Below are 21,152 nucleotides of genomic sequence, written 5' to 3' on the forward strand. Positions count from 1 at the left end.
GAGGTGCTGGACCGGCATCTGCACCACCTGCCACCAGCCCCTTCCCAGCAGGACACACACAACACCAAGATCAAGACAGACCTAACGGAGTCCTATTAGGCGTCCCCCGTTGTACGGGAAGGAGAAACCGACCAGGTCGACCCCGCGATGCAGGAAGATGCCCTTACTCAGGTCGCTCCCACCGTATTGGATGTTCGCGAACACGTCGGAGTCCACGAGCGTCTGGGCGTAGACCGTCTCGGAGGGTGGTTCCGGCTGCACCGGTTCGGAGCCGTACTTGGCCATCAGCCTGTCGATGCTGTCCCGGTCGCCACGGGCAGCCCGGCGGACGTCGTCCAGCGCCCCGGAACCTTTCCGGGCGACGAAAGCGGCCAACGATCCAGGCGCCCCGATCCCCGAAGTGCAGGTCCCGTCGATGATCTCCATCTTGGTAGTTCGGCGACGTCGGGCCTCTTGCTCCAAGACGATGGAGTAGAGCGGATGCTGATTCCCGTCGACCATGTCCGACCCTTTCGGCTGGGGGTGATCAACGTAGCGGCGTTCGTGAAGCCGACAAAGCTCTCCGAGCTTTGTCGACCCGTTCGGCTGTATGTACTGCAGGGGTCGATAACGCGGATCCTCTCAACGAACCGACGTCGCCTCGCAGCGAAGAAACGATTACCTTGCGGCCGCCCTGGTGCGAGCCGGATCAGTCCCACCAGAATTCCCAGTAGTGGGTGTCGATGAGTCGCTCGGCGTACGACGCGAGGGTCTGGGGGCGGGGGCGCTGCCAGATGTTGTCCGGGCAGAAGGCGAAGTGTTCGGCCGCGACGAGCAGGGCGGCTTCGGCGGTCGTCGGGGGTGCGGCGACGCTCAGATGGAGTGTGTCGGAACCGACGGCGACCACGCGTGCGCCGAAGCGCCGTTCCCAGTCACTCACCACGGCGGCGAACGTGGCGGTGTCGTTGTCCCAGTTGGCAGGCCCGTCCCAGCCTACGACGGCGAGGGCGTCGGCACCCGAATGCGCGGCCACGAGGCCCAGACGTGACTGCGGCCGGCTGAGGACGAAGCGCGCTGCGTACTCCGCGGCCAGATCGTCGGGATCTGCTGCCGCTTGACCGGCCGGCGCGAGGCCCGGCCAGGTCTGGCCGAAGGGGGCCGTAACGGCCAGCCGCTGGTCGGGCGACAGCATGTCGTCGTCCTCATCGACCGCGGTGTACGTCGCCCACCACTTCGCGAGCAACTCGGCCGGGTCGTGGTCATCTGGTGATGACATCTGCTCGGGGAAGAGCTCGCCGGTGCCCCAGGGCCGAAACTCACTGTCCTGCGGGTCCCGCGAGTCCAGCAAAAGGGGCCACACGCCTCGGCGGGGACGTTCGGCGTGGATCCGCGTCCACAATTTCGCAGATACAGATCCGTCGCTCAGCCACAGAGCTTCGAGGCGTCCATCACCTTCATCGGAGGTGACCAACCGGCCTGGCGGGAGTGGGACAGCAAGGGACGACAGCAGCTCTGGGTTCACAGGCGGATGCTAGCTGCGGGCTCTGACATGCTCGCGTGAATCGGCTGAATGGCCGGTGTGGTTCGATGCCGGGGAACGAATGTTTGACATTCTGGTCGAGGGGATGAGCCGTGAATGAGTGGGCCGTCATGTTCAACGAGTTGACTCAGGAGCGGCGCCCGATGGCACAGGGGATCGCCTGGTTCGACGGCCTCCTCGTCGAGGAGCAGGTCGCAGCCCTGCGGCTCCTGTCTCACTACTGCGTCCAGGCGCGAGCCACCTCCGACGACGGGCCGGAGGCCATTCGCCGCGCCGGCCTCCGCGCGACCCACACTCCGGCAGTTCTGATCACACGCGGCCGGATCAACGAACAGCTGGGGAAGATCGCCAGTCTGGCTCCCCTGGACGAGCGCCGGAAGGCGTTCCGCCTGTTGATCTCAGTGCTGGCGGTTGCCGACGATCGCCGACGTCAGCGCTTCTGTTCCGACGGGTGCGGCCACGAGTGGCACAGGCTGCCCCTTGCCGACGTAGCTGAGGTTGAGTGAGAGCTCTATCGGCTGCGGTATTCATCGAGTAACTGGAAGAACTGGGCAACCGGATTTGATTCCTCCGGCGTGGTCCGTTCAATTTCAGATGCCCAGGTGTGGGAGCTGGAGATCCCGCGATGATTCCGGAGCCAGCAGGTGAAGTCGCCTTCGGGCCAGAAGTCGAAGGGTTCATCGATGGAGTGGATACCTAGCGCGACGCGGTAGCCGGTGAGTATGGACTGCAGGTGCTGGAGCGAACCGTCGGGCAGCCACATGCCGGGACGGAGGCGGATCTGGTCGAGGAAATCGTAGACGTTGGCGCACTCCTGCCAGTGCTTGACAGCGTTCTGCGGGCTCTCCTCGCTCTGCACGCCGATCAGCCTACGGCGGGGCACGTGAACTTACGTCAGAGTGCACGCGATCGGGGGCAGTCTGCCATCGGTTTCCATCCTGAGCTCTCCAAGATTCGGCGAACTTGTCGGTTTCAGGTGTCCGGGGAAAGCATGATCGATGCAGCCATCTGCAACGGCGACGTGGTCACCGTTCGGCGGCAGCAGGTCGCCGAGCCGGGCGACATCGTCGCCGCCATGCTTGACGGCGAAGCGACGGTGAAGAGGTTCCAGCGCGACGCGGCCGGTCACGCCTGGCTCGTCGCGCACAACCCCGGGTTGCAGCCGCTCGCGGCCGACGACGCGGTCATCCTGGGCAAGGTCGTCGCCGTGATGCGCGCCATCTGACGATCCTGGCGGCGGCACACGGACAGCCGTCTCCCGCCCCGGCCGTGCTCGGGCCCACGGCCGGGAGAGGAAGGGGCGCTGCATACGGTATGACCATGACCTTGCCGCTGGAAGACGACTCGAGGCCGCCCTACCTTCAGGCGGCCGAGGTGCTGCGTGCCAGAATCCACACCGGAGAGTATCCGGCCGGGAGCCGACTGCCGTCGGCGCGGATACTTCAAGCGCACTTCGGGGTCTCCAGCTCGACCGTGCAGAATGCGCTGAGAGTGCTGAAGCGGGAGGGCATGGTCTACTCCGTGCTCGGCCGGGGCAGCTACGTCTGCAGCACGCACCCCGGCCTTCCGCCGGCGGCCCCGACGGAGCCTTCCAGCCTCCCCAACGACACGGTCAACGCCGAACACGACCCCAGGGCCCCCTACGTGCGTACGGCCGACCTGCTCAGGGAGGAGATACGGTCCGGCAACAGGCGGACGCGGTCCTCATCCATCTGCCGAAGCCGCAAGACATCAAGGAACTCCTTGAGGCCTGGGCGGACCCGTCCACCCACACAGAGACCAGTGAGCTGCTGCGGGTCTATTACGTAGCCATCACCCGCGCCCGCCGACTCGTGACCCTGACCTACCCCTACTCCAAACACTCGGATGTCGCCGGCCACCTCGACGCACTGAAAGTCGAATACCGAGTGGAGATCACCGCACCGCCCCCGGCGGGCTGAACACCAGACAGCGCGCGAGAGCGTTTCCACTGTGAACCCGTCCGGACGTGACCTCCCGCCGACATCCTCACTTGCTCGGCGGCGCCCCCGTCGATCCCGCCCGGGGCTTTGTCCCTGCTCCTCCGGGGCAGCTGAGAGCTGCCTGTTCAGCAGCTTCTCTAGGGGGGCGGGTTCGGTGCATGAGCACCAAACCCGAGCCCGTTACCGGCCTACTCAGCCATTTCGCTTGAAGCGCTGAGTCAGCTTGTCCCAGACGTGACCAGTCGAACGCTGGGCAATCTCCTGGAACAACCCCACGAGGACAGCGCCGCCAATCATTGTCAGAATGGTCATCGCTGTACCTCCTTCCTGCGCCGCCGGATTTAGCAGCTACACCCATTGATGGGCCTGCCAACCCGGCGTGAGGTGAGGCGCTTGCGCGGCTCGCTGTTGCGGAGTCGGACCCGAACCCGATGGTGGTGAGGTGCCATCGCGACGCGACACCTGGACTCTACTGAACCAGGCCGACGCCTCCACCCTCTGGGCCTGATCACCGACAGCAGCCGCGTTGCTCCCAGCTACTGAGTCACCAAAAGCCGACAAACGTGAGCGGAGGGCGAAGCGCTTCACCGGGGTGCTCAGCCGGCGCGGACGCATGCCGCCTCCGTGCTGACAGATTCGAACTCTTGTGCAATGATCGCGAGGGTTTCAAAAATCCGACCTGATTCGAGGTACGATTTCTGAAACCTAGTCAGGGAGGGGTCTGTGGCAGGTAATGAGGCCATGCAGCTCGACGCGCGGCTCGCACAGCTGGGGGTGAACAAGCAGATCTTCGTGGACGCACTGGAATGGGCGGCTGCCCAGGCACGGATGTGCACCGAGTTCGACGCCCCGTCCATGCCGGGGATCACGTTCTGGAGCAGGGCCAACCGCTACCTTGCGGAGCATCTGACGGACCGCAAGTATCTGGCGGGGCACCTCAGGGACGTGAACAAGTCGTCCTCGCCGTGGAAGTACACCCGACGAGACAGCATCCTGCGGGCGGTTCACCCCGCCGCCACCCACGCGATCACCGCGATCAGCGGATGCGGCGGCATCGGAAACCTTGAGCAGGCCGTGCGCTCGAAGAACCCCAAGGGCCGCGCGATGGCAGTCATCGTTGAAAACAACGCCAAGTTCGAGCGGCGCACCGGCCAGGGCGTCCTTCAGTCCAGGGATGACATCGAGTTCGGTGGCGAACTGGACGAGATGCCTTTGTGGTTCCTTCTGTACGAGCGCACGACGGCGGGTCTGGCTGCGGAGCTTTCCCTTCCTGTAAAGATGGAGGGGAGGTACGTGAACGAGTGGAGCGAACGTCTCCCCCTGTTCACCCTTCCTGACCCCGGGGTCGATATCGAACTCCTCGACGCCCCCGACGACGACAACGGCGTAAACATTCCGGTGCAGTTCACCGGCTGATCTGGCAAACACGGGAGTTGAGGAAAGTGTTCACCCCCGAGAGACTTGTTCTGGCTCGGAAAAGGCGACGCATGACTCTTGCTGCGCTTGCTCGCGAATCTGGGATCTCCGCCCAGAGCATCACCGCTTTCGAGAATTCCAGGAAAGTCCCGTCGGAAGAGACACTTTCCTCACTCGCCCACAGCCTCGGCTTCCCTGTCGGCTTCTTCCGTGCGGAGCCGGCACCCGACGTGGTAGTGGGAGCCGTCAGCTTCCGGGCACCGAGCAAGATGAGCGCGGTAGAGAGAGACAGCGCACTCAGCTGCGGCGCCATCGCAGCCACCCTGAACCAATGGCTCGAAGCCCACTTCACACTTCCTCACCCAGACGTGCCGGCCTACGACGGAATGGACCCCGAGGCTGCGGCCGAACGGGTACGCGCAGACTGGGGCCTGGGTGAAGCACCAGCGCCCAACATGGTCCACCTCCTAGAGGCCCACGGGGCCCGCATCTTCTCCCTGGCCCCTGACTGCCTCGACATCGACGCGTTCTCCACGTTCAAGCACGGGGTGCCCTACATCCTGCTGAACACCCGAAAGAGCAGCGAACGCGGCCGATTCGATGTCGCACACGAACTGGGTCACCTCGTCCTCCACAAGGGCCCAGAAACTCCCTCGGGACCGACCGCAGAAGCTGCGGCCGACGCCTTCGCCTCTGCCTTCCTCATGCCAAAAGCTGGCATCCTCGCCCAACAGCTCGACCAGCCCAGCCTAGAGCGAATCTTGAGCGCCAAACGGCGATGGGGAGTATCCGCCATGGCCCTCGCCTACCGGCTACGCACCCTCGGCCAGCTCTCCGAGTGGAAATACCACCAGACAGCCAAACAGCTATCACAGATGGGATACCGCAGAGGTGAACCCGGCTCCCAACTTGCCAGAGAGAGCAGCCAAATCCTGACCAAGGTATTCGAAGCGCTCCGAGCAGCACACATGAGCCACTTCGATATGGCAAAAGCCGTGAATATTCACCCCGAAGAACTCAATGACTTCGTATTCGGACTCGCGCCAATTGGGTTCAATGGGGGAGAGCGAAGAACCGCGCCTGTGCGGCCGGCGTTGCAACTTGTTAAGTAGGTGACTATTGTCGTGGGGTAGTGAAACTGAGCAGTCGTCACACTTCTGACCTGGGATTGTGCAGTTTGGTTGAGCGGGTTGGTGCTGCGCTCGGTTCACTAGATCTGCGCATGGTCTGGGCTCGTCAGCCGCCTGGCCTGCGGTGTTCGTAGGCCACGGCGCGGTTGCGCAGGTTGGCTGGGTGTTGCGCAGTGGCAGCCTCAGATGGCCATCACACCGCCGCTGTTGTCGTGGACGATCGCCTGCCACTCCAGCACCGGGCACGCCGCGACCAACAGCGTGTCCAGCCCGTCCACACCGCTGGCGGCGACGCGGCTCAGTGCCTCGTCGTGGACGGGGAAATTGCCCTGCAGTGCGTCGCAGTGAACGCAGCCGTTGGACAACTGACGCTCGCGCATGGTCCTGCTGTAGCGGCTCTTGACGGTCGCGGCCAGAGCAGCGTGGCCGTGCTGCTGGAGCAACCGCCGAACCAGCGCCATCGTCTTGGCGTTGTCCGTGGTAAACAAGCCGACGTAGCCGCGGCCGGGCCGCTGCGGATACAGACCGATCAAACACTCTGTGTCCTTTCCGCAGGACCAGTACGCCCGGCTCAGCGTGAGGACGCGCAGGGTCACGGTGGTTGCGCTGCCGGGCGGCGGCACAGTCGGCAGCTCAATGGCCTCTGGGTCGAAGTCGTCGGCCGCAGCACGTTCATCCACGTACTGGCAGGTCGCGCACCGCACTTCCCATCTTCCGTCGAGGCCCTTGCCGAGGAACCCCCCGCCCGCCGAGACCCACACCGAGTACGACGCGCAGCCGCCCGCGAACCGGTTCTCCACGCCACTCCCTTCCCCTTTGTCATACCCACACCCGCCTCACTCGAGGACGCACGCACTTTCACACCGGCCCGAGGCGCTGCCGGACGATCCCTCGGTGTCCCGGACAGCCTGGCTGCGGTCCGGTTCGCCGGGCGCGCGATCGTCTTCTGTCAGCGAGCAGTGTTCAGGAGTTGACGGCGCCTGATCACTATGTTCCGCCACCGCTCGCGGGTCTGCTCTTCCCCGTCGATCCACCGCGCCCGCGAGGCCTGTTCAGGGAGCGGGAGGCCGGCCATGAAGTGCGCGATGTCGACGTAGTAGGCGTAGTCGCCGTTCTGCGTGAGCTCGCGCAGGCGGCCGATGCCAGCCACGAGATCGGTGTGTGCGTCGAGGACCGCGTGGTGGAAGGACAGCGCCAGTTGGAGCTTGGCTGCGGCGTAGGAGACGCCGGAGACGCCGATCTCGGCGAGAAGGACGGCGGCCCGTTCCGGCAGGTCTTGGGCAAACCCGGCATCCCGTACGAGGGCGGCGATGCGCGCGGTCAGCTCGGTGGAGCGCAGGTTGAGGTTCAACAGCAGCCGCTCTGCCAAGTCGAGCTCATCATCGGCCCGCAGGGGGTCGATGAAGGCGACGGCAAAGGCAAGATGCGCCTGGACCATCGTCCTCTCGCCCTCGACCGCGTGCTCTTCCGCCTCACTGCGGTCGGCCAGGTAGGCGGCTGCCGCCCGGTCCATGTCCCCCTGCACCCACCAGACGTCGCCCAGCACCCGCTGGTGGCGTCCTGGCCAGCCCAGTCGCCCGGCGGCTTCCACGGCCGCGGGAAAGTCTCCCGACAGCCGACTGAGGTGTGCCAGGCCGCGGCCTGCGGCAAAGGCCAGGCGGCCTCCGGCCGAGGCGACGCGTTGCATGCCCCGGCGCGAGTCGTCGGTCAGTCCGAGGTCGCGCTGGGCCTTGGCCAGGTAGTACGTAGCGAGCTCGACGAGCTCCTCGGGAAGCAGTCCCGCTGCCAGAACGGCCGAGAGCCGGCTGACGGTTCGTTCACGGTGCTCGTGCTGACGGCGGGCGATGGCGCTGAGCGTCTCCACCAGAGCATTCGCGGCGGTGCTCCGGCCGCCCAGCTGCGCGTCGCGGGCCGCCGGGGGTGCGATCGGTTCCCATATGGAGTCTTCCACGTACTGGAAGGCGGCATCGGCGAGCCAGCCGAGATCAAGGTCGAAGTCCCGTGCGAGGGCGAGGCCCTGCTGGAGGCAGCCGACCAGGATGGCGCGGTCGCGTCGCGGGCCCTGGCACCACTGCGCTTCCAGAGCGCAGAAGGCGCGCTCGGCCGCGCGCCGCCAGTCCTCGTCCGACCAGCGGTCGTCGCTCGCGTCGTCCGCGTTGCGGATGGCGGCACGGATGAGGTCGTGGACGTGGAAGGGCCAGGTGCCGGTGGCCGACTCCCGGACGAAGGGACGCTCAGTCAGCCGCAGAGCGGGCGCGTCGTGGTCCATGCCGGCGACCTCGGTCGCCAGGGGCACGGAGAAGGCGCTGAGCAGGCTGACGGAGCGCAGCACATGACGCTCCTGGCTGCTCAGGTCGCTGAGGGTACGGGCGATCAAGGCGGGGAAGTCGTGGTCGAAGTCGGCAACGTGCGGCTGCCGGCCGCCTCGCCGCAGTTCCAGGTAGCGCATGACCGACAGGTCCAGGTACAGGGGCAGTCCGTGCGAGCGCTCCGCGATGACCCGGCGGACCGCATCGTCGAGGAGCGGCCTCCCGTCCCGACTGACCCTGCGGGCGAGGTAGTCCTCGCAGTCTTCGCGGGAAAAGTCTCCGATCAGAACCTGACGGCCGCCCGACTGGGACGTGGTCTGCGCGGTAGTACCGGTGTCCAGGCCGGGCCAAGCGTCCGGGCCGGTCCAGTCGAGCTGGCCCTCCAGACTCGTCTGCGCCCACTGGAGCCGGTTGCGCCCGGTGACAACGAAGAACGCGTTGGGCATCAGCCACACAATGCGCTGGAGCAGGCGCTCGAAGTCGCGGTGCGTGCGGTCACCGGTGTCCTCGAAGGTGTCCAGCAAGATCACCGGCAGCACGGTCTTGTCCGCCGGTAACTGGGCCAGGTCCCAGGCGAGAAGGTGCGGGTAGAAGCTAAGGGCGTCCAGATCGGGCTCGGCCTCCAGGAGATCCGCCAGCCGTCCGCAGCCAGTGAGGGCCCGTACCGCCTGGCGCCGCTCACGCAGGGCCTTGACGAGCGCACCGGCCCCGTGGCCGAGCGCTCCTCCGACGGTGCCGGGCAGAAGCAGGGCCTGGGCGACGTCGCTGAGGGCGGACTGCATCTGCTGCGGCAGAGCGGCAGCGGCGCTGAAGCGGCTCAGCAGCCCGCCCCGGCGCAGGTAGTCCTCGATCGGCTCGCCGGGGTGGTTGCGCTCCCAATAGCGGCGCAGGGCGAGGTCAAAGGCGGGCATCGGCCGTCCCAGCGCGGCAAGGGCGAGGCGGATGGTGAGGATGACGCGCTCGAAGTCCATGCCCGCCGAGCGTGCGAGGTCGATACGAACCGGGAGCACCCGCTCCTGGTCAAGCGAGGGCGAGTCCCACTGCGCGGGGCGGTACTCGCTGTGGGCGAGCGACGCCTCCACCTTCCGGGACAGCGTGGACTTGCCGATGCCTCCCACCCCGTGGAAGACGAGGACGTTACGGCGGGGACTCTCCAGGTCCTCCACATCGAAGCCCCGGCTGTTCACGCGGCGCTGGTGCTCTGCGAGGCCGACGGTCACCGCCTGCCACTGCGCCTGCCGGTTCGTGAACGCCTCGTTCGCGGAGATACTCCGGTCGTTCGAGCTGAACAGCGTTCGAAGATCCCGCCCTGCCACCACGCCCCCCTGACGATCAACTGGAGCCAATCTATGCTCCTTTGAACAGTGCCGGGCAAGACCGCAAGCAGGCCACACCGCCTCCGGGGGGCGGGAGCGGACTCAGCGAGACGCCTGGTGCGGTGCGCACCCGGTCCGCGAGGCCAGGTCGTAAGCTTCAGCGACGCCGGGGGTCGGCGGGTACTACCGTCCCTCCGTGGACACCCCAGCACCGCACCCTGACTCGGCATCTCCTGAGCGTCTCGCCTACTTCGATGACGAACCCGCCTTCGTCCGCGCCGCGGCTGCCGTCGGTCTGCACGCCTCCCTCTTCACACACGCCATCGATATACGTGAACGTCTCTGCGCCTATCGATATACGTGAACGTCTCTGCGCCTTCGGACTCACTGCCCTTGCCTGACGACCGTCCACATTCCGTGGGCGACGCCGCGGCGCACAGGAACGTGCTACCGCGGCAGGCCGAAGGCTCCCGGACGACCTGGCGGCGCTTGCCCCGGACAAACTCGCCCCCGGCTGTGCCCCGCACGTCACGGAGCCTACGGTCGCATCTGCGCCCACCCGGCAAACCACATCGTGGATCCCCACCTGGCCGGGCCCCGATGGCGCCTGGGTCGCCTGGCTGACGAGCCATGTCGGGGTACGGGGTCTTCTTCGTACCGGCTGGCCCCAGTGGCTTCGGCGTGCACGGTGATGGCCGCCTGTACCCTCTCGGAGGCCTCGCGCCAGCGGCGCTGATGAGGATCTCTGGATTGGGGTGACCCCGCGCAACGTGCGAAGAAGACACGGGGCTCTACCTTCTTTCTGGGTTGGCCGGGGCCATTCGTAGGGTTGTGGCCACCCAGGGGAACCGGGTGTGGCTTACACGGGGCTGCCGATCGTGGTTCTGGAGGCTTGGCCGCCCGGTTCCCCACGACGACTCGGCCGCCGATTGGGAAGTGCGAGAGGGTCGCTGTGTAGACATCCGATGCGCTTTACTCGTCAAGCTGCCGCCCGTAGCTCGGGGATCGGGCTGGGGAATGCGGTGCTCTCGTTGTAGGCGACGCGGTTGCTGAGGCAGTGGTGCAGACAGCCCAGAAGCCGGTTGTAAAGGTTGCGCTGGGCAGCGGTGTGGCGGTCGCCAGCTGCTCGGCGGCGGTCGTAGTGGGCGCGGGCGCCGGGTGAGGCGGTCAGGGCGGAGAAAGCCCAGACGTAGCCGGCCGTGGCGAGTCTCTGGTTCTTGACTTTGCGGGCCATGACAGCGAGATGTTTGCCGGAGGCCCGGGTGACCGGGGCGGCCCCGGCGAAGGCCTTGAGGCCCTTGGCATCGGCGAAGCGAGCCCGGTCGTCGCCGATCTCGGCGAGTACCCGGGCGCCGGTGAGGGCGCCGAGGCCGGGGAAGCTGGTGATGATGCTGGCGTCGGGGTGGGACTCGAAGGCTTCGACGGTCGCGGTGGCCAGGTCGTCCGCGCTGGTGCACGCGGCGTCCAACTGCCGGAGCAGAGCGGTCGCCTGGCGTCCCATGGCCCGTTCGACGAGTACGGGTTGGCGCATCTGGGGGCGGCGGAAGATGTCGCGGAGGCGGTCGGCTTCGGCGTCGATTGCCCGCTTGCGGCCGGCCTTCTTCAGCAGCGCCCGCAGCTGGGCGCGTGAGAGCCGGGCGGCCTGTTCCGGGGTGGGGGCCGCGGCGAGGAGAACTCGCGCGATGGGGTGGCACAGGCCCTCGCGCGCGTTCTCGAACGCGGTGAGTAGGGCGGGAAAGTATTCACGCAGGTGAGAGCGGAGTTTATTGCTGGCCTGGGTGCGGTCCCAGACCGCGTCCTGCTGGGCTCGGGCCAGCACGGCGATGGACTGGGCGAGTTCGCTGTCGTTCGGCAGGGTGCGGTAGGCGGCCTTGTCGGTCCGCAGGATGTTGGCCAGGACCATGGCGTCGAGGTGGTCGGACTTCTTTCGGGTGACTGCGTGGCGTTCGCGGTAGCGGGCCGCAGCCATCGGGTTGATCGCATAGACCGGGCGGCCGGTCGCGCGCATGCAGGAGACCAGGAGCCCGCGCGAGGTCTCGATCGCCACCGGTATCGGGGCGTCCTTGCAGTCTCCGTGCTCCGCCAAGAGGGCGAGCAACCGTTCAAGCCCGGCGGCGTCATCGGTGATCCTGGCGCGTGCGGCAAGGACTCCTTCGTGGTCCACCAGGGCGATGTCGTGATGGTCGCTGGCCCAGTCGATCCCGCAGGTGATGGTCATCGTGGCGCTGGCTTCCTCTCGTCTCGGGGCTGTGCGGCGGCCGCAGCCGCGCGGGGGCACGCGTCTCCCTAATGGAAGGGCTCGATGGCCCGGCATCCGATTAGCCGTTCGTGACCCCAGCTGTCCGCAGGGCCCTCGGTCCATGCAGGAGCTGAACGGCTCCCGGTTGCGTGAGAGGTGCCCCCTGCGGATGGCTCGGACCACGACCATCCATAGCCGATCACCAAACAGGAGGCGGCGGCGGAGCGGTCCCCGGGGCGCCGGACGGTGCCGGGAGCCGGCTCTTGACCAAGGGCTCACGGCTCTGGGGTGTGTTGCGGCTGTCCCGGCCCCGACCGTCGCCACGGTGACCGCTCGGGTGAAGGGGCAGGGCGGGCCCGCCTACACAAAGAGCTCACGGCTCAGAGCAATGCCAGGCCTCAGCCCTGCCCCAAGATCCAGACCCGCTCTACCAGTCAGGGCTGTATTCCCGGTGATCGGCTCGGATCGGTGCCCATTAGAGCCATGCCGGCGAGGTCGTCCGTGGTACACAAGGCAAGTACGACCCGATGGAGCACGATGAGCCGGATATGGGCGGGCACCGACTGCGGGAAGACCCACCACCACACGCTGGTCCTCGACGCCGAGGGCAGCGTGCTGCTGTCGCGGCGGGTGGCCAACGACGAGCCGGAACTGCTCGAGCTGATCGCCGACGTCCTGGACCTCGCCGAAGGGCGGGCGGTGACCTGGGCGATGGACATGACCGGCGGCGAACCGGGCCTGCTGATCACCGTCCTGGCCAACCACGGCCAGGAGCTCGTTTACATCCCCGGCCTCGCCGTCAACCGGGCCACCGACAGCTACCGGGGCCAGGGCAAGACCGACGCCCGCGACGCGCGGATCATCGCTGACCAGGCCCGGATGCGCACCGACCTCCAGCCGGTCCGGCTCGGCAGCGAAGCCGTCATCGAACTGCAGCTGCTGACGGAGCGCCGCACTGACCTGGTGGCCGACAGGACTCGCACCGTCAACCGGCTCCGGTCCCTGCTGACCAGCATGTTCCCCGCCCTGGAACAAGCCCTGGACCTCGGAAACGCCGGGCCGCTGAAGCTGCTGACGGGTTACCAGACCCCCGCGGCGATCCGCCGGACCGGCGTGAGCCGGCTGACGACCTGGCTGCGCAACCGGAAGGTCCGAGGCGCCCAGGGCCTGGCCGAGAAGGCCGTGGAAGCCGCCGGGCGGCAGCACACCGCCGTCGCCGGCGAGAAGGCGATCGCGAGGATGGTCCGCACCCTCGCCGAGGAGGTGATGGCCCTCAACGAGAAGATCGCAGAAACCGACAAGCTCATCGAGGGCCGGTTTCGCGAGCACGAACTCGCCGAGGTGATCACCTCGATGCCCGGCATCGGAGCGACGCTCGGTGCAGAGTTCCTCGCCGCCGTTGGCGGAGACCTGGATGCCTTCCCCACCGCGGACCGGCTCGCAGCCTTCGCCGGCGTCAGCCCCGTCCCCAAGGACTCGGGCAAGATTAGCGGCAGCCTCCACCGGCCCACGCGCTACCACCGGCGCCTGCAGCGCGTGTTCTACCAATCCGCGCTGATCAGCATTCAGTCCGACCCGAACTCGCGGGCCTTCTACGACCGCAAGAGGGCCGAGGGCAAGCGCCACACCCAGGCAGTGATCGCCCTCGCACGCCGACGCGTCAACGTGATCTGGGCGCTCATTCGTGACCGACGGCGCTACCAAGTCACACCACCCGCGACCATGGCAGCTTGACTTTCAGCATTGGGAAGCCACCAGCCCGCATTCGTCCTGTCAGGAACGGGGCATGCCACATCAGACAGTACGAGCCGGGCGGCACAGGCGCGCTCTGTGACCGTCAGGCAGTGCTGCGATTGAGTGACTTCAGCGGGAGGTAGTGCCGCCAGCTCGGTCGGCCGAAAAGGACGCACGGGCGGCGCGCTAGTCGCGGGCTGCCGAGGTAGCCGAGTCCGACCCGCGCCGCGCGACCCAGGAGAGACGGCTGCTCTGAGATCAGTTCAAGACCCGCACACACAGCCGTAGCGCAACGGGTCCGCTATCCGGGCCGTCGGCTCTGTTCATCGGTTCCGGCAGCAGTTGCGCACCGGCAGGGCCCGGGGCCTGTCCGGGCCGGCGGTTGCCGGGTCAGGCGGAGACGCTGTCCGGGGCGGCGGCTGCCGCACTGCGATCGTGGGGTTTGTGCGGGCCCTGGACGGACGCGAGCCGGGGGTACGGCTGCGTTGCTGTCCGGACTGCGGCGGCCATCAGAGTCGGTCACGTTCCTCCGAGGGGGGTGATGGTGGGGGCTGGGGGGAGTTTGCGCTGTCGCAGGGCTTCGGTGATCGCGGTCATGGGCCGGCACCGGGCGCGGCCTGTCTCCGGGTTTTGTTTGGCGAGTTTGTGCAGGAGGCGGGCGCGGCCGTCTTCGACGGTGCGGTCTTCGGTGAGCACCTTGCTGAATGTCTTCATGACAGCGTCGGGGCCGGTGTTCGTGGGGGCGGGAGGGGGCATGGTGTGCTCAGGTTGCGCGGGTGCCGGTGTGGGGGCGGTCTCGGGATGGGGGGCGGGCTGCATGATGGCTGCGCCGGTGGTGGCTTCGTGGTGGGCGCTGTCCAGGAGTTGGGCGAAGTGGTCGACGTCGCCGCCCAGGAGGCGGACGAACTTCTGCAGGACGTGGCGGGGGGGTATGACGGTGCCTTCGATGAGGGATGCGACGGTGCCGGCGGTGAGGACCCATCGGCTGGCGACGGCGATGTCACTCGGTGCGGGTCGTCCTGCGCGTAGGTGGAGCGTGTGGACTGCTGCGCGTAGCCGGTCGGCGGCCGGCAGGGGAGGGGCGTCGGGTTCGGGGACCGGTTCGCGGCATCTGTGGCTGAGTTTCTCCGACTCCCAGACGGTTCGCAGGACTTCGGGGTCGGCTCCGCAGGCCAGGGCGAACTTGCGTGTCAGGTCCCAGGTCGGCACGCGTTCGCCGGTCAGGATCCGCGACAGGTAGGAGGGGGAGCATCCGATCTTGCTGCTGACCTCTTTATTGGTGAGCTGGGCGGTGCGGATGAGCATGGACAGGATCGGCGCGAGCCGGTTGTAGGCGGCTCCTGAGGATTCGGTTGGTGTGGATTGCTCTGGGCCGTCCCCGCGGTCGCCTGTGTCACTGCTCTCGCTGCCTCTGTCACTGGAGGGCAGGGCTGGGGTGGTGCCGTCGCCGGGGGCGGTGAAGAGACCGGCCACGGAGGTGAGCACCTTCTCGGAGCGGTTGAAGCGGGCGAGGCGGCGCAGGATGTAGCGGTCGGTGTAGCGGTGGCGGGCGGTGTCCTCGCTGACGCGAAGAGCCGAGCTGATGGTGGCCCAGGTGACGCGCCGGTAGCGGGCCCGGCCGACGACCGCTGCGGTCAGGCCGTCGAGTTGTTCCTGCAGTTGACTGATGCGCTGCAGGGGTTCCTCCCCGCTGAGGGAGGGCAACAGCCGCGCGAGGTCGCGGGCACCGTCCTGGATGTCTTTGGCGATCTCGCAGAGGAGTTCCTCCCCTGCCGAGGGATCGTGACCGGCGGGGCGGGGTGCCGGGGTGGTGCGCAGGGCGTGCGGTGGCTGCGCCGCCGGTGCCGGCTGCGCGAGGCGTGGTGCAGCGGATCCTGTGTGGAGGCGGCGCCGGTGGGCGGCCTGGCGGCAGGCGTCGCCGCAGTACTTCCGGGGCCGGCCCTTGCCGGGGCCCCCGGTAAGAGGAGAGGCGCAGTACTCACATCGGTCACTCACGTTGCTTCCGTCCCGTAACGAAAAGGGTTCATGGAGGGTTGCCCGCGGTTGATACACCCGAGATTCCCCGGGTTTCGTCACACGCGGCCGTCGCGCGGTGCCGGCCAGGGATAGGCCGGCCCGCATCGCATGATGCGGGCCCGGGGGAGAGCAGTGAGGCCGGTCTCCCCCGGGCCCGCGGCCTCTTAGCGCCGGTAGCGGCGGAATCGCAGCAGCCGGAGGGCTGCGCCGGACAGCGCACCGCCGAAGACGGTGGCGGCCTCAGGGGAGACCGTCACATGGACAGACGGGCGGAAAATGAGCAGGTACCCGATGAACAGGATCCCGATGAACGCGGTGACAGCGTGCGTGCCAATCCGGTTCACGTAACGGAAGTTTTCGTTACGGCTATTACGCTTGCGTGCGAAGCGGCCGGATGGCTGTTTTACCCGGCGGCGCCGGGGGGTAGGTCGCCCCATAGGGCAACTCCTTCCTTGGATTGCCGTGAGCGTGCGGGACTTCGAACAGGGTTTGGGAAGACGCCGTGAGAGGTCCCGCACGCACCTGAGGGTGACGCTACCGATACAGAGTGCGATAAGCTAATCAACCAAATGCCCCACTACTGGGCATAATGCTGGTTGCCCCAGGACAGTGGACTTTCGTTGTTGGCACGTAGGAAACTTCCTTGGATTCCGTAGCTCCGCGTGTCGGCCATGGCCTTTTTTCACCCTCGGGCTCTTTCTTTCATTTTCTGTCACGAAGTGCACCCAAAGTGGTCGCAGTGCGAGATCTCGTGTGCGGCAGGCGTGGAAAAGGCGTCGAAATAAGACCCGATTCCGACAGTGCTACGGCGTAGCACGACCGCAGACGTGCAAACGCGCGATCACAAGCGGTCCTGCACGCTCAGCGCAGCACATCGTCCTCTCGGAGCAGAGGGACCTGCGCCACGTCGACGTCCGTGCGGATGCGATGTGGCCGGACCGGGTGCCGCCACCGTCCGGCGCTGTCCCGGGCGACGTCGACAGCGACTCCCAGGACGACGTCGACAGTTGTGCCAACTATCGGCAGCTTGCCGCATGCCCGCGTACCGCGCTCCGACGGTGACTGATCTACCTGTCGTCGGAGGCTCACCTGGTGTGCGTGCAGGGCTGTTCACGGTCACGGTCAGCATCGGCTCGGGGCAGGGGCCACGTCATACGGTGATGCCTTCCACGCCGACCGCCGACAGCCCGGCGACAGCGCACCACCACCCGGCAGTCGGCCAATGCCGACCGGGACTAGGGCCTGTTTGATGGGTCAGTGACGAGCCGGACTGCGGATCGTTCACGGCAGTGTGGGGCGGGGGAATCTCACCGATTGTGAATGGGCTCGGCTGGAGCCGCATTTGCCGAAGAACGTCGGTCGGGGCGGGCGGTGGAAGGATCACCGGCAAGTCATTGATGGGATCCTGTTCCGCATACGGACCGGCATCCCGTGGCGTGACCTTCCAAGAAGGTTCGGGAGCTGGCAGGCATGCTGTGACCGGCACCGGCACCGGCACCGGCACCGGCACCGGCACCGGCACCGGCGCTGGTCCGCGGACGGCACATGGGAAAGGATCTTCCGGGCAGTGCCGACGCGGAAGGCCGCATCGACTGGTCTATGGTGGGCGTGAACTCGACCGTGTGTCGTGCGCACCAGCACGCCGCCGGCGCACGCAAGCAGGCGCCTCGAAGGGTCGGCAAGCCTGGCCGGTCCGTCCAGCAACGTCCGGATGAGGCTCTCGGCCGTTCACGCGGCGGGCTTACGGCGAAGATCCACTTGGCCCGGTGAGGGCGGACTGCGGCCCCTGGCCGTGCTGATCACGCCCGGACAATGGGGCGACGTCCCGCAGATGATCGCGGTCCTGGAACGCATTCGCGTGCCCCGTCCTGCCGGCGGTCACCCCCGCACGCGGCCGGATCACCTGAGCGGCGAGAAAGCGTACTCATCGCGCCAAAACCGCCGTTACCTGCGGCGTCGCCAGATCAAGCACACCATCCCGGAACGCCGTGACCTGCAGACCCATCGCCGACGCTGTGGCAGCTACGGCGGCAGGCCCATCGGCTTTGACCCGGCGCGCTATGCCCGCAGGAACGAAGTTGAGCGGCTGATCAACCGGTTGAAGATCAATCGCGCGGTGTCCACGCGCTTCGACAAGAGGGCTTACGTCTTTCACGGCACCGTGACTGTCGCATCCCTTCGTCTCTGGCTGCGCACATGACCCGCCGGAACTCAGCCCTTCTTCTGTTTGTACAGTTCGATGTCCCTGTTCACGAACAGATGCACATAGCCGCAGTTCCAGCAGATCAGGCCGGTTGCCGACTCGTTCGCCCAGCCCAGGCTCATGAACTCCATTCCGGAGCTGTTGAGCTTCACCTCACGGTCCCTGAACAGGTCACCCTGACAGAAATTGCACTTGATCCACACGCCCCCGAGAGCCGCGCGAACAGGTTTGGCCATGCCTCCGCCTTTCCTATGAACTGTTGGAGTGGTGCACCCGTCTCGCACACGAACTGCAGGACGGGCACGCGTAATCACGCTTCCGAACCGGGCCACGCCACCGCATCAGCCCTGTGACTATCCGATCATGAAGATGGCGATGGCGTTCTCTCGGTTCACCTACGCGGACAGCTTGCGGGACATGGATCTGGCAGCACAGTGACCCGTCGGACAGTCCCTAGTCGAGGATGCCGAGCGCCGCGTCCGGCCGGCAGTGCGGGCATGCCGGCACTTGTTCCCGAAGTGCGTCGAGGGCCTGCTGCCGGGTCGCCGGTCGGCAGCGCCCGCTCTTGGCCGCCGCCCAGCAGTCGCCGGTGTGGACGGCGTCGATGTTGGCCTTGTTCAGGCCGTACTGGATCAGCCAGTCCGGCCGCGGTGGCCGCCGGTGTTCGCCGTGGCGCCGCTCGGTCTGGCGCCGTTCTTCGTCGGCGATCCATCGGTCGATGAGGGCCAGCTGCCGGGCGGCATGCTGCTTGATGACCCGGCGTGTGAAGCGCAGCGCGTCGCGACGCGAGAGCGGCTGCTCACCACTCATCACCTTCACCCCTCGCCGTGTCTCCGCTTGCCTCGAAAATCGAACACATACTCTAATCAGAGTATGCACCGCGTGGACCATCTGACCGACACCCAGGAGCGCATCCTGCGCTTCATCCGTGAGCACATCGCCGACTCCGGCGAGGCCCCGACGATGGGGCAGATCGGGGCGGCTGTCGGCATGCGCAGCAGGGCCTCCGTGCACTACCAGCTGGGCGAGCTGGAAGCGAAGCACGCGATCGTCCGCGAGCCGCGACGCCAGAGAGGGATCCACCTCGCATGACCAGCACCGGCCGTTACCACCTGCTGCTCGCGACCGGCGGCCGGCAGGTGCAGCACGGCTGGTGGGACCGAGAGGACACTGCACACGACAAATTCCGGCGCTGGGTCGGCGAGTACGGCAGCATCCCCGACGCACGCCTCACCCTCATCGACGAGGAGACCGACAGTGTGCTGGCCACCTGGCCGCATTCGTCGTAGATCCGGCGCCGGCTATTCGGCGTCCGGGTCCTCCTGGGCGTGCCGGACGGCATTCTTCACGGCCTGTTCCACCTCGTGCTGCCGACTCGCCCCGGTGGCTTCGGCGTGCGCGGTGATGGCCCCCTGCACGGCCTCGGACGCCTGGCGCCAGAGGCGCCACTGGGCGTCGTACCCGTCACCGGTGAGGCCGGCGAGCTGCGCGCGTTCCTCCTCGGCGGACCGTTCCAGCTCGATCAGCTCATCGGGGACCTCTGTCACAGGCACGGATCCTAAGCGGCGAGTGGGACAGGTCGACGATCGAACTTACCGCCCAATCAGGTACATAACTGCAATCCCCCCAGGGCAGTAGCTGGCTGTGTAACGGGACCGGGTGGTGATCAAACGGGGCGGTCCGCGACCGGGATGCGTGCGGTCTGCTGGCGGATGACTCTGGATGTATGAAGGCCACGTGGTCGGGGGTGGTCCAGTTCGGGTTGGTTGCGATGCCGGTCCGGTTGTACGCGGCCACCGAGGAGCATCCGGTGCGCCTTCACGAGGTCCATCTCGCTGATGGCAGTTCTCTGGGGGCGGAGAGTGCTGCGACTCTCAAGTGCGCCGATTCGTGCAGCTCAGCGTTGATGCGGTCGACAGTATCTGCTGCAACAGGTGTGGCGCCATCGCTGTATCGAGCGAACGTCCCCTGCGCTCGCTGCGCGGCAGTTAATCGGCTTCGGATCGGTGTAATGGAGGCGCCGCGCTCTTGTACGGCTCCCGGTGCCTGGCCTCCGGAAGCCTTGCCCATCCGCCGCAACCTCAGCTGGCCCTCGCCGTGGGCCTCTGGCCTTGCTCTGCCTGGCGGATGCGCAGTACGAAGGTGCGTGCCATGGAGTTGAGCACCTTCGGTTCTGCGGCCGGCGGCCCATCAGTGCTGAGGTTCACGTATGCATTGACGGGCCCCACTCGCATCCGGATTGCGCTGCTGCAGTAGCTCCGGCCGAGGCAATAGACGGCTGTGAATGCTGCGTCCGCACCGTCGATCCGCGCCGCTGCCTCCTGCGTGCTGGCATAGCGCCTCTTCGTCTCGTCGTAGTTGGCCTCGGCTTGTGAGCGACTCCTGAACGATCTAAGTCCGAACCCAACGCCACCGTCGAGATCTGGCGCGCTGTAAGCCCTTCTGCCGACGGCAACGGAGCCATCCGTACCCGGGCCGTCCATGCGATACGAAGATGCCGCCTTCCAGCCCGGAGGCACATCGGCATCGCCGGGCAACACAGCCCTTAGCTCCTCCTTATCAAGCACCACATTGGTATTCGCTGACGATGGAGCGCTCGTCGTGGCCTCCGGCGCGGACTGATCCGCTCCTCCGCACCCGGACAACATCGCGATCGCAGCTGCCACATTCAGGACCTGGGCGGTATGTCTCCCCGGCACCGTTTCCCCCCAACGCGTCAGACAACAGCAAAGTTCACGCTTGGCGATCATATGCTCACACAAGACGACGAGGACGCCGCCCGTCAGGCCTACCGGTGGGCGGTTTCGCGCTGGTTCAGGGCCCGGGTTAGCTCTCGGTTTGCCGCTCGGGCAGCCTCCAGTTCATCGGCACGTTCATCGAGCTGACCCTGGATGTCGGCGAGGTTCTGCTCCAGCATCGTGATGCGTTGCTGAAGCTGGTCGATGTCGGCTGGCGCGCCCAAGCCGGACTCGGCCCAGGCAGCCTCGCCGAGGGCCTGGGAGAGGCGCTTCTCCAGCTGCCGGACCCGCGCGGTAAGGCGTTTGTTCCGTTCCAGCGCGTTGGCCAGGTCGGCCTGTAGGGAGACCCGGCTGACGGCTGCGATCCGCCCCTCCTGGGGAGGGGCGGCCGCGGCCGCGTGGACACGCTGGAGCAGGTCGCGGTGCCGGTAGAGGAAGGTGCGGTCCACTCGCGCGGTACGGGCGAGAGCCGAAACGGTGATGTCGGCGTCGCTTCGCAGCATTGTGTCGAGGGCCTTGAGAACGCGCTCCCGGCGGCGGTCCGAGTCGGCCCGCCGCCCGTCACTCATGT

Annotated in this window: 22 protein-coding genes and 1 pseudogene; 10 read left to right on the forward strand and 13 right to left on the reverse strand. The window is 67.0% G+C overall.

The window, feature by feature from the left end; genetic code table 11:
• Positions 1–81 precede the first annotated feature (81 nt).
• Both ACWD3E_RS41635 and ACWD3E_RS41640 read right to left on the reverse strand, forming a co-directional pair.
• Positions 82–426: a hypothetical protein gene (locus ACWD3E_RS41635; RefSeq protein ID WP_451392674.1), complete on the reverse strand. Its 345-nt coding sequence runs from the start codon at positions 424–426 to the stop codon at positions 82–84.
• Positions 427–688: 262 nt separating this feature from the next.
• On the reverse strand, positions 689–1,255 hold the full coding sequence (locus tag ACWD3E_RS41640; protein ID WP_451392675.1) for a DUF4253 domain-containing protein: 567 nt from the start codon (positions 1,253–1,255) through the stop codon (positions 689–691).
• Between the two features lie 374 nt (positions 1,256–1,629).
• On the opposite strand from ACWD3E_RS41640, the gene ACWD3E_RS41645 reads away from it, so the two are divergent.
• Positions 1,630–2,025, forward strand: a complete 396-nt coding sequence (locus tag ACWD3E_RS41645) for a DUF5958 family protein (protein ID WP_451392676.1) — start codon at positions 1,630–1,632, stop codon at positions 2,023–2,025.
• A gap of 5 nt (positions 2,026–2,030) precedes the next feature.
• Here ACWD3E_RS41645 and ACWD3E_RS41650 read toward each other — a convergent pair whose 3' ends face one another.
• Complete coding sequence (locus ACWD3E_RS41650; protein WP_451392677.1) at positions 2,031–2,378, reverse strand: hypothetical protein; 348 nt, start codon at positions 2,376–2,378, stop codon at positions 2,031–2,033.
• A gap of 66 nt (positions 2,379–2,444) precedes the next feature.
• On the opposite strand from ACWD3E_RS41650, the gene ACWD3E_RS41655 reads away from it, so the two are divergent.
• From ACWD3E_RS41655 to ACWD3E_RS41670, 4 genes are all read left to right on the forward strand, one after another.
• The gene (locus tag ACWD3E_RS41655) at positions 2,445–2,744 is read left to right on the forward strand and encodes a LexA family protein (RefSeq protein WP_451392699.1); all 300 of its coding nucleotides are present in this window, start codon (positions 2,445–2,447) and stop codon (positions 2,742–2,744) included.
• A gap of 95 nt (positions 2,745–2,839) precedes the next feature.
• Positions 2,840–3,328 carry a winged helix-turn-helix domain-containing protein gene (locus tag ACWD3E_RS41660; protein WP_451392678.1) on the forward strand — a complete coding sequence of 163 codons (489 nt, stop codon included), beginning with the start codon at positions 2,840–2,842 and terminating at the stop codon, positions 3,326–3,328.
• A gap of 875 nt (positions 3,329–4,203) precedes the next feature.
• A complete protein-coding gene (locus ACWD3E_RS41665) occupies positions 4,204–4,896 on the forward strand; it encodes a hypothetical protein (RefSeq protein ID WP_451392679.1) in 693 nt (230 codons plus the stop codon).
• 26 nt (positions 4,897–4,922) lie between these two features.
• The gene (locus ACWD3E_RS41670) at positions 4,923–6,008 is read left to right on the forward strand and encodes a helix-turn-helix domain-containing protein (RefSeq protein WP_451392680.1); all 1,086 of its coding nucleotides are present in this window, start codon (positions 4,923–4,925) and stop codon (positions 6,006–6,008) included.
• Positions 6,009–6,208: 200 nt separating this feature from the next.
• On the opposite strand, the gene ACWD3E_RS41675 is transcribed toward ACWD3E_RS41670, so the two are convergent.
• Both ACWD3E_RS41675 and ACWD3E_RS41680 read right to left on the reverse strand, forming a co-directional pair.
• Positions 6,209–6,826 (reverse strand): hypothetical protein, encoded by a 618-nt coding sequence (locus ACWD3E_RS41675; RefSeq protein WP_451392681.1) that lies wholly within the window; start codon positions 6,824–6,826, stop codon positions 6,209–6,211.
• Between the two features lie 149 nt (positions 6,827–6,975).
• Positions 6,976–9,651, reverse strand: a complete 2,676-nt coding sequence (locus tag ACWD3E_RS41680; RefSeq protein WP_451392700.1) for an ATP/GTP-binding protein — start codon at positions 9,649–9,651, stop codon at positions 6,976–6,978.
• A gap of 196 nt (positions 9,652–9,847) precedes the next feature.
• On the opposite strand from ACWD3E_RS41680, the gene ACWD3E_RS41685 reads away from it, so the two are divergent.
• Positions 9,848–10,015 (forward strand): hypothetical protein, encoded by a 168-nt coding sequence (locus ACWD3E_RS41685; protein WP_451392682.1) that lies wholly within the window; start codon positions 9,848–9,850, stop codon positions 10,013–10,015.
• Positions 10,016–10,630: 615 nt separating this feature from the next.
• Here the strand turns inward: ACWD3E_RS41685 and ACWD3E_RS41690 are convergent.
• Positions 10,631–11,869 (reverse strand): IS110 family transposase, encoded by a 1,239-nt coding sequence (locus ACWD3E_RS41690; protein ID WP_451392683.1) that lies wholly within the window; start codon positions 11,867–11,869, stop codon positions 10,631–10,633.
• Positions 11,870–12,427: 558 nt separating this feature from the next.
• On the opposite strand from ACWD3E_RS41690, the gene ACWD3E_RS41695 reads away from it, so the two are divergent.
• Positions 12,428–13,624: an IS110 family transposase gene (locus tag ACWD3E_RS41695; protein WP_451392684.1), complete on the forward strand. Its 1,197-nt coding sequence runs from the start codon at positions 12,428–12,430 to the stop codon at positions 13,622–13,624.
• Between the two features lie 519 nt (positions 13,625–14,143).
• Here ACWD3E_RS41695 and ACWD3E_RS41700 read toward each other — a convergent pair.
• Both ACWD3E_RS41700 and ACWD3E_RS41705 read right to left on the reverse strand, forming a co-directional pair.
• Entirely contained in the window at positions 14,144–15,619 is a 1,476-nt protein-coding gene (locus ACWD3E_RS41700; RefSeq protein WP_451392685.1) for a helix-turn-helix domain-containing protein, read from the reverse strand.
• Between the two features lie 185 nt (positions 15,620–15,804).
• Complete coding sequence (locus tag ACWD3E_RS41705; protein ID WP_451392686.1) at positions 15,805–16,077, reverse strand: hypothetical protein; 273 nt, start codon at positions 16,075–16,077, stop codon at positions 15,805–15,807.
• Between the two features lie 854 nt (positions 16,078–16,931).
• Between ACWD3E_RS41705 and ACWD3E_RS41710 the strand changes: the two are divergent.
• Positions 16,932–17,840, forward strand: a pseudogene (locus ACWD3E_RS41710) (IS5 family transposase).
• 11 nt (positions 17,841–17,851) lie between these two features.
• Here the strand turns inward: ACWD3E_RS41710 and ACWD3E_RS41715 are convergent.
• Complete coding sequence (locus ACWD3E_RS41715) at positions 17,852–18,079, reverse strand: hypothetical protein (RefSeq protein ID WP_451392687.1); 228 nt, start codon at positions 18,077–18,079, stop codon at positions 17,852–17,854.
• 217 nt (positions 18,080–18,296) lie between these two features.
• Entirely contained in the window at positions 18,297–18,653 is a 357-nt protein-coding gene (locus tag ACWD3E_RS41720; RefSeq protein WP_451392688.1) for a DUF6233 domain-containing protein, read from the reverse strand.
• Between the two features lie 63 nt (positions 18,654–18,716).
• Between ACWD3E_RS41720 and ACWD3E_RS41725 the strand changes: the two genes are divergently transcribed.
• Together ACWD3E_RS41725 and ACWD3E_RS41730 are read left to right on the forward strand one after the other, a co-directional pair.
• The gene (locus ACWD3E_RS41725; protein ID WP_451392689.1) at positions 18,717–18,935 is read left to right on the forward strand and encodes a LexA family protein; all 219 of its coding nucleotides are present in this window, start codon (positions 18,717–18,719) and stop codon (positions 18,933–18,935) included.
• Entirely contained in the window at positions 18,932–19,132 is a 201-nt protein-coding gene (locus ACWD3E_RS41730; RefSeq protein ID WP_451392690.1) for a hypothetical protein, read from the forward strand. The genes ACWD3E_RS41725 and ACWD3E_RS41730 overlap by 4 nt, the downstream gene beginning before the upstream one ends.
• 12 nt (positions 19,133–19,144) lie before the next feature.
• On the opposite strand, the gene ACWD3E_RS41735 is transcribed toward ACWD3E_RS41730, so the two are convergent.
• From ACWD3E_RS41735 to ACWD3E_RS41745, 3 genes are all read right to left on the reverse strand, one after another.
• Positions 19,145–19,390 (reverse strand): hypothetical protein, encoded by a 246-nt coding sequence (locus ACWD3E_RS41735; protein ID WP_451392691.1) that lies wholly within the window; start codon positions 19,388–19,390, stop codon positions 19,145–19,147.
• Between the two features lie 534 nt (positions 19,391–19,924).
• On the reverse strand, positions 19,925–20,413 hold the full coding sequence (locus ACWD3E_RS41740; RefSeq protein WP_451392692.1) for a hypothetical protein: 489 nt from the start codon (positions 20,411–20,413) through the stop codon (positions 19,925–19,927).
• 218 nt (positions 20,414–20,631) lie between these two features.
• Positions 20,632–21,150 carry a DUF6262 family protein gene (locus tag ACWD3E_RS41745; RefSeq protein ID WP_451392693.1) on the reverse strand — a complete coding sequence of 173 codons (519 nt, stop codon included), beginning with the start codon at positions 21,148–21,150 and terminating at the stop codon, positions 20,632–20,634.
• Between the last annotated feature and the right edge of the window lie 2 nt (positions 21,151–21,152).

It is taken from the genome of Streptomyces sp. NPDC002676 (assembly GCF_053592455.1).